This is a genomic window from Alloiococcus sp. CFN-8 (genome assembly GCF_049943125.1).
Classification (GTDB): domain Bacteria; phylum Bacillota; class Clostridia; order Clostridiales; family Clostridiaceae; genus JAEXZL01.
Window position 1 is genome coordinate 680008 of record NZ_CP188040.1, and the last position, 14129, is coordinate 694136.

A 14129-nucleotide genomic window follows, 5' to 3' on the forward strand; every position below is an offset into this window, starting at 1 on the left:
AATTTAATTAAATTATAATCCGTCCTTTAATTAATCTGCTTTAATATTATCAATGAGTTAAAATCTGTCTCAGAAATATAAAATTTTTTATTAAAAATTTAAACACTATTATCCTAACCACCTTTAATATGTGATACATTATTTCAAAAATATTAATTACCGAATATCAATAGTAACAATAAAAGTACTAATCCAATCAATTCTATAACCAATTACTAATTATATTAAAATTTTGATTATACTGGAATATGGTAAGTATATAATTGTGTTAAAGCTTAAAACAGAAAATTCCAGTCTTTCAAATCAATTTATCCAATATTTAATGTAAAAAAATAAGTTCTTAGACTATAAAGTTCTTTATTGCTTATGGAATCATCCTTATTTAGAGATTATAATAAAGTAAAAAGAATATTCATAACAAGATATTTAGCGATACAAAAAAATAAAATATTATAATAATCTTACAAATTATAATATCAAATTCACAAATAGCTAACAGTTAACTGATTTACTATAAGAAAAGCCAAGAATTTTTCAAAACTACATCATTAATTATCAACCACAAACTCATCGAAATGTGATCACTTAGAGGTATAATAAAGAAAAAAATACACCACTAATATAAGCGATGTAAAAATTTTCATTTTATATTACAATCAATACTGATAACTAATCAGACAATATAAAGATTTATTCACTTATCTTTTCTTTTACAACGTGGTAAGTTTTATAAATTACTGATATGAAAATTCGATAGAATCAGTCTTACTAAAATCCTTATTCATATCATAAGAAGTTATACCTCGTGATGTACATACATAGAAATAATCTCCTATATATATACCTCTGGTATTATAATCATAATCCTTAAGACTTAAAGCAGCCTTTTCATAGAAGCCTTTATCCTTCTGATAACCATAGATAAAATAGTGATTCTCAGCAGCAAAGGCAATTAGGTTTTTAGTAGGATTAGCAAGTATAGCTTTATGGTTGGAGCTGGCCTCTGACCATCTTCCTTTTAACTCTTTCACATTAGCTTCCTTTACATCCCCTGGATTGGAGGTATCAAACATAGAAAGCTTTAGTCCTGTGACCCTTCCTTCTTCTGTGGCCGATTGACCAAATCCAAAGAGCAAGCCTTCTCCGTAGCCTTGAAGATAGTCAGAAAAGCCAGGTATCTTTAGACTTCCTATGAGCGTAGGCCTCTCAGGGTTGCTTAAATCAACAGTAAATAATGGATCTACCTGACGGAAGGTAACAAAGTATGCTATATCACCAAAAAATCTTACTGAATATACATACTCCTCTGGAGCAAGACCTGAAAGACCTCCTACCACCTTCAAATTTTTATCTAGTACATAAATACCATTACTTACCTTACCTTCACCTTTCCATATCCTCGCAGTGCTTCCATCCTTATAAATTACTTCCTCATAGGTTTCGGTGTTTTCTGTGGTCACTATACGAAGATACCCCTTATGCTCATCCATAGCAAATTGATCTATCTCATAGCCTGGTACCGTTCCCGTTATAGGCTCTCCTAAGGTTCCATTATTTAAAGAAACACCTATGATAACCGTTTCCTCTCCCCTGGTTACAACACTATTATCCTTCTCTTCCTTCCACTTTGTCATGGCTATATAAATATTGTCCTTAGAAGCATATACTGTTCTCCCTCCACCTAAAATAGCTTTTGAGGAAGTGCATTTTTGACTTTCTAGATTATAAGCACAGATGACTATATAGCTAGACTCTAATTCTCCAGGAGCTATTGCCAGATCTTTTTCTTTAATTATCCTTTCTTTATTCCCTTCCTTATAGGAGGGTATATAGGTTCTTGGATCATCCTTCTTAATCTCTGAGTAATAGTTTTTATTAGTAACAAGATAGAGATTTCCATCTACTATCCTAGAAGATAAATAAAAACCACTCTGCTCTGTACTTCCTAAATCCTTTGGCTTTGAAGGCTCAGTGACATCAAAGTAATATACTAACGTATCTTCATTCATAGGGTATATCATATCCTTTAGCATACTGTCACTTTCATTGTTTCTATGATATATCCCCTGATACTTACTAGCTATAATAGCCAAAATGTCCTCCTGAAGATATATTTCTCTTATATTAAGACCTTTCTCTGAAAAATCAATGGTAGCTAAATGAGCTAGCTCTCCCTTGTCTGTTTCTGACACCTCAATTTTATTATTCACAGCCATATAGATATAGCGACCATCAGTTTTTACAATATCAGCCTCATCCACATCTTCCTCCTGAATATTAGTCCCTGAATAATCTACTGAGGAATCGGAGGCCTTATCCTCCGCTGCAGAGCCCACATTCTTTTCCGAAGCATTATCCTGCATACTCTCTTCTAGAGGAGCCTTAGCGAAATCATCATTTTTACCTGCATAATCTCCGGCACCTTTTCTTTTCTCAAGAAAATTATCATTAAATATCTCGTAAATATCACTATAGGAGACCCCTAAGGCAATATCTTTATTGTTGATAGGCTCAATGTCAGAAGCATTTTGAGAAGTACCGTTAAAGTCTTGTTGAAAATTCCCTTTTGAAATTAGAGGCCAGAGACTTACAAAGATAATTAACACAAGCCCAAGGGTCAGGGCTGGATTAAACCTCCTCACTCCATGAGTTCCTCTATTTCTATTTTTAAGAGGCTTAAAAAAACTTCTCTCAGAACCTTCCTCCTCAATCATTTTTTCTATTTTATTATCCACCGCTTCACTAGGGGTAAATCTATCCATAGCTTTCTTATAGTTTCTCTTAAACATCTATTTCACTCCCTAAAGCATTTTTTAGTTTCTCTCTTCCTCTTGCTAGCCTTGTTTTCACGGTATTCTCACCGCATCGAAGAAGAGTAGCTATTTCCTTGATGCTATAGTCCTCATAATAGTAAAGATGGATAACAGTTCTGTATTTCTGAGGTAAGGATAGAACCACGGAAAGAGTTGTATCCATCTCCATATCCTCACCTTTAATATCTTCCGTAAGTGGTGCCTGACGCTTCCTATATGCAGAGTTAAATAAGCTCTTGGTACAATTAATAGTAACAGTAATAAACCAAGCCTTTCCGTGATCACTGTTCTCAAAGCTCGGCTTATTCCTCATATACCTATAAAAGACCTCCTGCAATACATCCTCTGCATCGTTGATATCCCCTGTCCTGGCCAGAGCTAGGCGATAAACTAAATTTTTATACTCCTCATAAGCTTCCTTCGGATTAAAACCATAGTTATTCAAGGTGCACCTCTTTCCATCCTTACTATAATAAACACTCTACACACTGCCTTAAGGTTTCAAATGGTGACAGGCACATGAATTATTACTTATTACTTATTACTTATAATTATAATATAAAAAAAGCAACTGCAGTGGAAAATTCCACCACAGTTACTTTATATATATCCTTTAACTTATCTTACTTCCTGTACACCGCTTACAGTCCCGCCATCTAAAACAAAGGTAGCCTTTGCACTTTCTGTGGCAAAATAAATATTACCTGTAACGTCAGTTCCAACTATCTTGAAGTTATCTACTTCAACATAAATATCACCGATAAAGGTTCCATTTTGAATCTTAGCATTAGAACTCTTTATTGTAAGCTTTGGAGCTGTTAGAGTATATTCAGCAGTAATATTTCTATTTGCATCCTGATTATATAGAGCTAACTTTCTTTGAACAGTCTCCTTATATGTGAACTCTCCATCTAATACTAACTCTTTGTCAAAGGTTAAATCTGTAACAGGACAGATTATCCATCTTCCATCCTTGGAAATAGACTTTTCAAATACTGCTTTAGATGTAATATTAAGAGATGCTGCTGACACTACATCGGCAGTCTTTAATTCTCTCTTACCAGTTACTGTAGCCCTATCCATTTTAAAGGTATCGTATGCCTCCTGAGTTGTGAAGTATACATTTCCCTCTACAGTAGCATCTACCAAACTGAAGCCTTTTGCAGATACATAAAGATCTCCCTTAAAGGTTCCCCCTTGGATCTTTGCATTAGTACTTTCAATTGTAAGTTTTGGTGCTGTGAGCTTATATCTCTTAGTTACAACCTTATTTGAATCCTGCTCATAAAGAGCTATTTTTCTTTGAACTGCATCCTTATATGTGAAGTCTCCGCTTAAGGTCAAAGGCTTAGTAAAGGTTAAATCCTTAACTGTACAGATTATCCATCTACCATCTTTACCTATTGACTTCTCAAATACAGAGTTGGAGGTTACTCCTAATGATGCTGCTGATATAGTATCAGCTACAGTAAGTTCCTGAGTACCAGTGATCTTGCTGCTTCCAGTCATGTAGAAAGTATCAAAAGCCTCCTGAGTAGTGAAGTATATATTACCAACTACTGTTGTATCAACTAAATTAAAGCCTGGAGCTGATACATATATATCTCCCTTAAAGGTACCCTTTTGAATGGTAGTGTTAGGGCTCAAAACAGTAAGCTTTGGTGCCTTAAGTGTAAAGGTATCAGTTAAATTCTTATTTGCATCCTGATCATATAAAGCTATCTTTCTTATAACTGCTGGAGGAGTCTTAGTGTTCTTAAACTCTCCTTCTATTACTAACTCCTTATCAAAGGATAAATCATCAGTTATACATACAATCCACTTTCCATCCTTACCGATAGATTTCTCAAAAACAGCCTTGTCCTTAATATTAAGAGAAGCCGCTGTTACTGTATCTACTGGAGGTGTAGTTGGTTGTGGTGTTGGATCTACAGGTGCTGCAGGTGCTTCTAATCCTTTAAGCATTTCTGCAATCTTGCCATTAGTTTTAGGACCTGCTATTCCATCTGCTGAAAGCCCATTAGCCTTTTGGAAAGCCTTTACAGCTGCTAAAGTTTTAGGTCCAAACATTCCATCAACAGATAACTTCTGGCCAAGCTTATTTAAAGCTTCTTGAAGCATCTTTACATGTGCTCCTATATGTCCATTAGCTGCATAGCTTAAGGAAATAGTACCTGTTTGTGTAGCTCCTGAATTAAGAACAGCCCTAGTTTTAGGTCCAACTATTCCATCTGCTGAAAGTCCATTGCCCTTTTGGAATGCCTTTACTGCTGCTAAGGTTTTAGGTCCAAACATTCCATCTACAGATAGCTTGTACCCTTTTCCATTAAGTATGGTTTGAAGATTTTTAACCTGTGAACCTCTAGATCCATTACTTAAAGTAGCAGTAACAGTTACGCCGTTGACTACAGTTGTATCTGTATTACCAGTATTAGCACTAGGTGCTGTTGGCTTACTTGGAGTTGCCGGTTTACTTGGTGTTGATGGCTTACTTGGTGCTGGTGTTGGCTTAGGTGTTGGTGCTGGTGTTGGTGTCCAATTGCTAGCTGCAGAAACTACATCTACACCAATTGGTGTAATATGTCTTTCAGTTAATGCAGTGGTAACGCCTATAGACAACGTATACATAGCAGCCATAGTACTGATGATTACTTTTACTCTTTTGCTCAAGATTAATCCCCCTTAAAATTAAATCTAGTAAAAATTATACAAGTCCATAACTTAGCTTGTTAATTAACAAACTTTATTAACGGTTTCTTTACATTAATTATTATATCAGTTAATATTTAACAAATAAACAACAACTTTTATATATATGCTAATTTTTTTCAAACAAATTATTACAAGAAATTTTAACAATTATATATATTTTAGATATATTTTTATCAAAATTATAGATAAAAGCTTTTTTAATATTATATCATTAACCCCCTAGCCAATATAAATGCTGTTTGGATGTGTCTAGTTATGTCAGGTGGATGGCACCATAGAAGTGAGAAAGTGTTCGCATGGACAAGGTAATCTATGTCGATTTGTAGCAGGTGCCATCCACATGAGAAATGAGAAAAAAATCCGCTATAGATTTCTCCATAGCGGACTTACTCTTATAAATTAATAAACCTTAAAATAAACCTTAATATCACTCTTAATATCAACCTTAGTATAAAATATCATAATGATCAATCATTGTTTGTTTAACATTCCTTATATGTTCCCGCATAGCATTTTCAGCTTCCTCGGGATTGCGGTTACGAAGTGCTTTGAAGATTTTTTGATGCTCATTAAGGGAATTATCGCTTCTTCCGGTTATAAGAATAGTACGTTTTTTATACCTTCTAAGCTGCAGATTAATTATACTTAATAAATTCACAGCTTCATTATTTGTGCATCCATCATAAAGCACTTTATGAAACTTAATATTGGTATTGGAGTACTCTACAAGCTTATTATTACTAATATAGGTTTCCATCTCTTCTATATACTTCCCAAGCTTATTAATATCTTCATCGGTTAAGTCAATTGCATCAAAGTATGCAATCAATCCCTCCAGCCTTTCTCTAATTTCATAAAGCTCTATAACCTCTTTTTTATTCAAGGACTTTACAGTGGCGCTTCTGTTTTTCTGCATTTCCACTAGCTTGTCCCCTTCTAGCAGCAATAAAGCCTGCTTTATGGTATTTCTACTAAAGCCTAACTCTTCAGCTAAAACCGATTCTACTAATGCCTCATTGGGAGCATATTCTTCACTTAATATTCTCGCCTTAATAATTTCATATGCACTTTTATTGGCTCGAGACATCAAACTTACCTCTCATTTCTGCTCTTATTTTTCTACCTACTTCCAATTGTAGCAAAATCATTAAAGTTAATCAATCAATTCATAAGATACTGCAATAGCCACTTAAATCTAAACTGACAATCCCCTTAATAACATTTGCCTCTTAAAATTAAATAGAAATGAGCTTATTAAATCACTCCTTTATCCCTGAGAATTCTATCAATATCAGGCTTTGTAATAACTCCTTTAAGTATTTCTTCCATGCGCTTTTCATCCTTTGAGAGCTTTTCCTCAGCCTGCTTTAATATATCAATAGCTTCCTCTTGATGAATAACTACTATGCCGTTAGCATCCCCCAGTATTATATCTCCTGGAAGTACTGCTACTCCACCACAGCAGATAACATCATTAATAACTCCTGGACCTTCTTTATCACCCACTGCTGGGGTTACACATTTAGCAAACACAGGGAAGCCATGCTTCTTTAATTCTCTTATATCACGGATAGCACCATCAACAACTATCCCCTCAACTCCGCTTTTAAAAGCAGCCATAGCCATTAGCTCTCCCATGACACTATTGGTTTCTGATCCACAGGTATCCACTACTATAACATCACCAGGCTTTGCAATCCCTATGGCTTTATGGAGCATAAGATTGTCTCCTGGCCTCATTTTTACCGTCAAGGCATTACCACAAATTACAGTATCGTCTAATATTGGTTTCAGGGAATGGTGTACCGTATTAAACTTATTTAGCCCATCACTAACGGCACAGCTGCCTAAATTTTTGAAAGCCTCTATAAGCTCCTTACTGCTTCTTTGGAAATCTCCTTTAATCTTAAAACCTATCTTTCCATCCATTATTTATTCTCCTATGCTACCTGCTCTATTTTTAACTGCTTTTTTTTATTAACGATAATTCCTATTACAATAGCCATTGCTGCTATAGCTAATCCTAGGATAATAAACAGCATAGAAGCTCTCATTATCATAGTACCAGCTACTAAAAGTAGTAGCCTTGCTATTAAATTGAGCTTTGTACCAAACCATCCAATTATTCCTGCAGATAGAACGCATCCCCCAATCACTCCAAATATCAATGTAATAGCTATGGAGATGAAGCTTCCCTCCAATAGATAATTGGTATTTAAAACAAACATAAAGGGTAGTATTATACCTCCAAGAGCATAAAACATAGATAGCCATCCAGCCTTCATATTATCCGCTCCTGCTATACCTGAAGCTGTGAAAACCGTCAGTGCTACAGGTGGTGATATAGAGGATAAGGCTGCAAAATATAATAGAAATAAATGAGCCCCTACTATAGTTGCTCCCATCTCTGTAAGTGCTGGGCCAACCATTACTGCCAGTATTAAATAAGAAGCTGAGGTTGGTAGACCTAGACCTAAGATAAGACTTGCCACCATGGCTAATACTAATCCCCAAACGAGATTCCCACTGGAAAGGGTTACAATAATTCCACTAAGCTTAACTCCTAGACCTGTGATATTTAAAACTCCCACTACTATTCCAGCTATAATACAGGAACCAGCAATACTCCTTATACCGTTAGCAGAATCAATACACGCCTTTTTAAAGTTTGAAATAGTTAGGCAGCTTCTATTAATAAAAAATGCTATAATAAGACAACTTCCTATACCTACTAGAGCTGATCTTTGGGCACTGAAGCCATTAAAGAGCATGTAAGCTAAAATGATTATAGGTAAAAGGTACAACCATCCTTTCTTGAATACCTGAAAAGGCTTTTTCATTTCACTTTCAGGAACAACCTCCATGTTATGCTTTCTAGCGCTGAAGTAAACTATAAAGGACAAAATTACATAGTACAATATTCCAGGAATCATAGCTGCTAAGGCTATTTTCCCATATTCTACACCGGTGATTTCACTCATCAAGAAGGCAACTGCACCCATTACAGGAGGCATTATCTGCCCACCACAGGCTGCTACAGATGCAATAGCTGATGAATCCTCAGCATTGTAACCAACCTTCTTCATAAGAGGAATAGTGAAGGGACCTGTGGCAGCAACATTAGCTGCACCAGAGCCGCTGATGGTTCCCATAAGCATACTGGAGTATACAGATGCTTGAGCTGGACCACCTCTGAACCTTCCCGTAAAGGAAAGGGCCAAATCTACAAAAAACTGTCCAGCACCAGTGATTTCAAGTACCGATCCAAAAACCAGGAAAATGAATATATATTTCGCTGATACTAATAAGGTTTCACCATAAAGTCCATCGGTACAGGTATACAAATAAGTAGCAATACGGCTTACGGAAAACTTAACTGTATGGAACATTCCTCCAATGTGATTACCTAAAAGAGCATAGGCTATGAATATTATACTAACTATTGGAAGAGACTTTTCTAAAACACGACCTGCAATAACTAAGGCACATATTATTGATAAAATAGAGAGATATACTTCAAACTGAGTATAAATTCCCGAACGATATATCATCTCTTGTTGTAGCTTTAAAAGATATACACTTATAAATATATTTGCTGCCATAAGTAATATATCCAGTATTCTTCCATACTTAAATTTCAATGGCTTAGTCAGTATTATATAGGTTCCAACTAATCCCCAGTGTATTGAAGAAAGGGCATAGCCCGGCAAGATACCTATAGATGCAGTGTAGGTATGGAAAGCACATAGTGCAATAGCAACAAATAGAGGAATATTCTTAAATATACCATTAGTCTTTTTTAAAAATGTACCTTTACCTTCCATAAATCAACCTCCTATTTTTTTCTTATAACTTATTTTAATACCCCTATTTCTTTGTAGTACTTCTCAGCGCCTGGGTGAAGTGGAATAACCATATCCGCTGCACTTTCTGGAGTAATTTCCTTTACCACCTCATGAGAATTTACATAGTTATCAATATTCTCTAAGGCAGCTTTTACAAAGTCATATATGGCTTCCTCGGAGGTCTGTGAATTGGTGAATATGGTAGTCATTATTTTTAAGGTGTTAGTATCATAATCTATTCCCTTATAGGTACCTGCTGGTATAATATGTGGTGAGAAGTATGGATGCTCCTTAACCACTTCCTCTAAAACTTCTGTATCTGCTTGAACTAAAGCCATATCTACCGTGGAAGCAGCATTCATAAGGGCCGCTGTAGGAGTTCCAGCCACAAAGAAGGTAGCATCTAATTCCCCGTCAGTAACCTTGGTAATACCTTCTTCAAAGGATAGGTAGTATGGTTCTATATCCTTCTCAGGATCTATACCATAAGCCTTAAGAATAGCCTTGGACATCTCGATTATTGTAGTACTTGGAGGTCCTAAACACACCTTTTTTCCCTTTAAATCTCCATAGCTCTTAATTCCTGAGTTGGCCTTAGTAACCATTTGTCCCATACTGGTATATAGAGTCATAACCCCTAATATATCCTGCTTACCACTTTCCTCATATACTTCGGTGCCATTATAGGCATAATATATACCATCAGCATTGGAGAATCCTAACTGCATTTCATTTATATTAGTAAGATTAATATTTTCCATAGATCCTAAGGAAGACTGAACTATTATATTTGCCTTCTCAGACTTATCAGAAACTGTTTGTCCCATAGCAACTCCAACAATATAATAAGTTCCTGAGGTACCTCCTGTCCCCATGATAAGATCTTCTTTTCCGCCACTTTCTCCAGAGCTTGCAGAGCATCCAGTTAGAGTCATTGTAAAAGCCATAAAACCTGTTAATAACTTTAATATTTTTTTCATATTATTACACTCCTCGACTTCAAAATATTATCATTAAGGGTATAAGCTAAAATTCTTCAGCTACCCTAGGGAAGAAGTTAGCAAAGCATTCTGCATATTTATATTCTTTAACGCCAGATAATCTTCTAGCATGGTTACCTCTTAAAAATGCCCTCTGTGTGTAATATTCAATAAGATGATTCTGTGCCTTGAAGCATCTCATAGCCTCTAGCTTAGCCTCATAGCTTTCAGTAATGTCAATAAAAGTACCTGGCTTGAAATCACTGATTTCTGTTTGATGAGGCTCAAAACCAAATATCATCATTTGCTTAGTAACAGGTAGCCCTGGTATTACTACTCCTGCAGAATTAGACATGATGCTTCCTTGAAACACAAGCTGTCTCACAGCATCATGATCAGGATTTATTACATCTTTCTTATCATGGGTCAGGATAATATCAGGTCTCTTCTCTCTTATAGTTCTTGTGATTCTGTCCAGAACTTCCCTATCTGTAGGGAAAGGATAATCCTCTAAGTCCCAGAACTCAATATTCTTTACTCCAAGCTTTTCTGCAGCCTTGGAGCTTTCCTCGTGTCTAATAGCCTTAACCCTCTCCACCGTCTGATCAGGCATCTTCCATAGGTCATTGGATTCCCCTCTAACTCCATAGCTCATTACGATAACGGTTACATCAGCCCCATGCTTAATGTACTTTGCAATAGTACCTCCAGCTCTCCATACATAATCTGCTGCATGGGCACTAAAAACCAGAACCTTTTTCCCTTCCATCAGTATCCCTCCAAATTTTATCCCAAAAGTATATTGTTATTTCTTACAGTCATCTTAACTACATCTTCTTCCGACATACCCGCTTCTACTAGCTTATTGGCAAAGGCTAGAAGTCCTTCATCAGGATATAGAGCTGTAGGTTGTCCTAAATCTGTAGCTAATACCACATGATCTGCTCCCACTGTCTTTATCTGCTCTAAGGTAACCTGAAAATCAACCTTTCCTGTAGCCCATGTGGTATAACAGTGCTCAATGTAAGCTCCTAAAGCCACTAGCTCCTTTTGTTCTTCAATAGTATAGAAGGTAGTTGGAAAATCGGCATGGGTAATAATAATTTTTTCTAAGCCTCTTCTATTTGCTTCTCTCACCAATGCAAAGGTTTCTTTATGTGATAGATGCGCTGTAGCCAGTATCATATTGTATTTTTTAATTATATCTAGTACCTGAATTGTATTTTCCGTAAGCTTGTCTTCTTCATCTAGGATTGTAATAGGCTTTGGATTTATTCCCGCTTCTCTCATTTCTATAACAATCTGTGCCCAGTAGGGTAGCTTTTTTCCTGGCTTACTGTTATCAAATAGCTGCTTTTGCTCATATTTCCCATCACAGGTTGGAAACCATACTAATCGTGCTCCTGATCGGCCAGCCATTTCTATAGCGAAGGGGTTTATTCCTCCTACAGAATTGTTTAGAGTAATCGTTCCCACAACATCGCAAAGAGGATAAAGCTTTTTTACCAGCTCAGCCCTTTCTGATGTTACGAAATAATGGGACTTGATAGCAAAACCCTTCATTCCAGCTGCAATAGCTCTTTCTGCCATGACTAAGTCGTCCATTTTTCTTGGTAGAACATCTGGGGCTGAGTGAATATGTAAGTCATATGCTCCATCAATTAGTGTTTTCATTATAACTCCTCCTGATCATCATCATCATTGAACAAAATTGCTCTACAATTCTGCTTTACAAACCCATTATATATTTTGAATTGTCAGAAAGTCAACAAAAAGTTATATGTTTTTACATTATATTTTAATTATTGGTAGTTCGACAAAAATTCACCTCTAAATTTATTAAATGTATAAATTCTTATCATTAAGTGTCGATTATAAACAACATTTTCTATCCTTAGTCTTAAACCTTAGAGGATATTAAGAAAAAAAAGGATATTTTCACAATGAAAATATCCTTTTTATCATCAATCTAAAATATCTATATAAATAATTTAGAAATAATGCACTATAATAAAGCTTATTTACAAATTATAATCCTACGAAAGAATTATCCTATCATTATCCAAGCTCTTACCAGCTTGATCTCTAAATCTCCTTAGGAGATCCTCTATCGTTAAATTTTTCTTTTCTTCCCCCTTTATGTCAAGGACAATCTTCCCTGAGTCCATCATTAGAAGTCTGTTACCTAAATCAAGAGCCGATTGCATATTATGGGTTATCATGAGACATGCTATCTTATTCTCCGATACTATCCTTTTGGTTAAATCCATCACCTTTTCCGCTGTAGCAGGATCAAGGGCTGCTGTATGTTCATCTAAAAGAAGAAGTTTTGGTGTCACCAAAGTTGCCATAAGAAGTGTTAGGGCCTGTCTCTGTCCTCCCGATAAAAGTCCTACAGGCTGCTTCATCCTATCCTCTAGCCCCATATTTAACTGTGCAAGCTTTTCTCTGAATAGGCTTTTATCTTTCTTTGTTACTCTAGCAAAATAAGCTCCCTTTTTATAAGCCCTTAAATAAGCTAAGGCAAGATTTTCTTCAATTGTCATGTGAGGAGCCGTACCCTTGAGAGGATCCTGAAACATTCTTCCTATGGAATAGCTTCTTTTATATTCCTCCTCATAGGTTATCTCTTCTCCATCAAGGTCAATGTATCCCTTATCTACATAAAAGCTTCCTGCTATGGCATTGAAAAGAGTGCTTTTCCCAGCCCCATTACTTCCTATTATGGAAGCAAATTCTCCCTTATTTAAAGTCAGTGATAGCCCATCTATTGCTACCTTCTCATTTACCGTGCCAGGATTAAAGGTCTTTTTGATCTCTATAACCTTAAGCATCCTTCTCCCCTCCTTGATAACGCTTCTTTCTCTGAACTGACCTCTGACGACTTAAGGCCATATTCTCTTTTAAAGCTGGTAGAGCAATAGCCAACCCAACAATAACTGCTGATACAAGCTTCAACATCTCTGAAGGAATATCGAAGCGAAGTGCCAGAGCAATAATGAAGCGATATAAAAGGCTTCCAAAGATGGCTGCTGTTATCCATCTTCCTATACCCTTCTTTCCCAATAATGTTTCACCTATTATAAGGCTAGCTAAGCCAATCACCACCATACCTGTTCCAAGGTTAATATCACTGGATTTCTGATACTGTCCAAGAATTGCCCCAGAAAGCCCTGTCATAGCATTTGCAATGCAAAGTCCAACGGTGATAGTGAAGGTGGGATTTATAGAGGATGCTCTTACCATTTCAGGGTTATCTCCTGTAGCTCTTATGGACATCCCTAAAGTTGTATTTAGAAAAAAGTAAATAATAGCTCCTATTATTATTGTAATTGCCGCTGCTATAAACAGCTTGTACCATTCCCCACCTATATAGTCCTTTCCAAGAGTAAATATTGTCTCCACCTTAAAAAGACTTAAATTTGAAGAAAAGCCCATAACAGCAAGATTAATAGAATATAGCCCTACATTAGTGATTATCCCAGATAATATAGAAGGCACTCCTAATTTAGTCTGAAGAAAAGCAGTAATATATCCTGCTAAGGCACCAGCAACCATGGCAGCAAAAATGGCTAATATAGGATGACCAGCCATACATACCACTGCACTAACAGCACAGCCTAAGGTAAAGGTTCCATCAGTAGTAAGATCAGCTATGTTTAATATACTATAACTGAGAAACAAGGCCAGAGCCACAAGAGCATATATAAAACCCAGCTCTAATGCACTCTGAACAACATTTAAAGTTAGCATAAAATCCTCCTAAATATTAATTATGA

The 14129-nt window shown here is 36.1% G+C and carries 11 protein-coding genes; all 11 read right to left on the bottom strand.

Going from position 1 to position 14129, the window contains the following annotated elements:
* Positions 1-734: 734 nt before the first annotated feature.
* Positions 735-2789: a beta-propeller domain-containing protein gene (locus tag ACPWSR_RS03050; RefSeq protein ID WP_426350230.1), complete on the bottom strand. Its 2055-nt coding sequence runs from the start codon at positions 2787-2789 to the stop codon at positions 735-737.
* Complete coding sequence (locus ACPWSR_RS03055) at positions 2782-3258, bottom strand: RNA polymerase sigma factor (protein ID WP_426350231.1); 477 nt, start codon at positions 3256-3258, stop codon at positions 2782-2784. Before ACPWSR_RS03055 ends, ACPWSR_RS03050 begins: the two co-directional genes overlap by 8 nt.
* A gap of 173 nt (positions 3259-3431) precedes the next feature.
* Positions 3432-5483: a peptidoglycan-binding domain-containing protein gene (locus tag ACPWSR_RS03060; RefSeq protein ID WP_426350232.1), complete on the bottom strand. Its 2052-nt coding sequence runs from the start codon at positions 5481-5483 to the stop codon at positions 3432-3434.
* A 487-nt stretch (positions 5484-5970) separates the two neighbouring features.
* Positions 5971-6612, bottom strand: coding sequence for a GntR family transcriptional regulator (locus ACPWSR_RS03065; protein WP_426350233.1), 642 nt, complete (start codon positions 6610-6612; stop codon positions 5971-5973).
* Between the two features lie 167 nt (positions 6613-6779).
* Entirely contained in the window at positions 6780-7454 is a 675-nt protein-coding gene (locus tag ACPWSR_RS03070) for an RraA family protein (RefSeq protein WP_426350234.1), read from the bottom strand.
* 11 nt (positions 7455-7465) lie between these two features.
* Entirely contained in the window at positions 7466-9349 is a 1884-nt protein-coding gene (locus ACPWSR_RS03075) for a TRAP transporter permease (protein ID WP_426350235.1), read from the bottom strand.
* 29 nt (positions 9350-9378) lie between these two features.
* Positions 9379-10350 (bottom strand): TAXI family TRAP transporter solute-binding subunit, encoded by a 972-nt coding sequence (locus tag ACPWSR_RS03080; RefSeq protein ID WP_426350236.1) that lies wholly within the window; start codon positions 10348-10350, stop codon positions 9379-9381.
* Between the two features lie 46 nt (positions 10351-10396).
* Positions 10397-11119 carry a PIG-L deacetylase family protein gene (locus ACPWSR_RS03085; RefSeq protein ID WP_426350237.1) on the bottom strand — a complete coding sequence of 241 codons (723 nt, stop codon included), beginning with the start codon at positions 11117-11119 and terminating at the stop codon, positions 10397-10399.
* A gap of 17 nt (positions 11120-11136) precedes the next feature.
* Positions 11137-12024, bottom strand: coding sequence for a DUF6282 family protein (locus tag ACPWSR_RS03090; RefSeq protein WP_426350238.1), 888 nt, complete (start codon positions 12022-12024; stop codon positions 11137-11139).
* Between the two features lie 362 nt (positions 12025-12386).
* Positions 12387-13184, bottom strand: coding sequence for an ABC transporter ATP-binding protein (locus ACPWSR_RS03095; protein ID WP_426350239.1), 798 nt, complete (start codon positions 13182-13184; stop codon positions 12387-12389).
* Positions 13177-14103 carry an ABC transporter permease gene (locus ACPWSR_RS03100; protein ID WP_426350240.1) on the bottom strand — a complete coding sequence of 309 codons (927 nt, stop codon included), beginning with the start codon at positions 14101-14103 and terminating at the stop codon, positions 13177-13179. The genes ACPWSR_RS03095 and ACPWSR_RS03100 overlap by 8 nt, the downstream gene beginning before the upstream one ends.
* Between the last annotated feature and the right edge of the window lie 26 nt (positions 14104-14129).

Bases quoted from the DNA above. Each gene is read 5' to 3' on its own strand.
- ACPWSR_RS03065 (WP_426350233.1), bottom strand. From the start codon at position 6,612: ATGTCTCGAGCCAATAAAAGTGCATATGAAATTATTAAGGCGAGAATA.
- ACPWSR_RS03075 (WP_426350235.1), bottom strand. From the start codon at position 9,349: ATGGAAGGTAAAGGTACATTTTTAAAAAAGACTAATGGTATATTTAAG.
- ACPWSR_RS03050 (WP_426350230.1), bottom strand. From the start codon at position 2,789: ATGTTTAAGAGAAACTATAAGAAAGCTATGGATAGATTTACCCCTAGT.
- ACPWSR_RS03090 (WP_426350238.1), bottom strand. From the start codon at position 12,024: ATGAAAACACTAATTGATGGAGCATATGACTTACATATTCACTCAGCC.
- ACPWSR_RS03085 (WP_426350237.1), bottom strand. From the start codon at position 11,119: ATGGAAGGGAAAAAGGTTCTGGTTTTTAGTGCCCATGCAGCAGATTAT.
- ACPWSR_RS03080 (WP_426350236.1), bottom strand. From the start codon at position 10,350: ATGAAAAAAATATTAAAGTTATTAACAGGTTTTATGGCTTTTACAATG.
- ACPWSR_RS03095 (WP_426350239.1), bottom strand. From the start codon at position 13,184: ATGCTTAAGGTTATAGAGATCAAAAAGACCTTTAATCCTGGCACGGTA.
- ACPWSR_RS03100 (WP_426350240.1), bottom strand. From the start codon at position 14,103: ATGCTAACTTTAAATGTTGTTCAGAGTGCATTAGAGCTGGGTTTTATA.
- ACPWSR_RS03070 (WP_426350234.1), bottom strand. From the start codon at position 7,454: ATGGATGGAAAGATAGGTTTTAAGATTAAAGGAGATTTCCAAAGAAGC.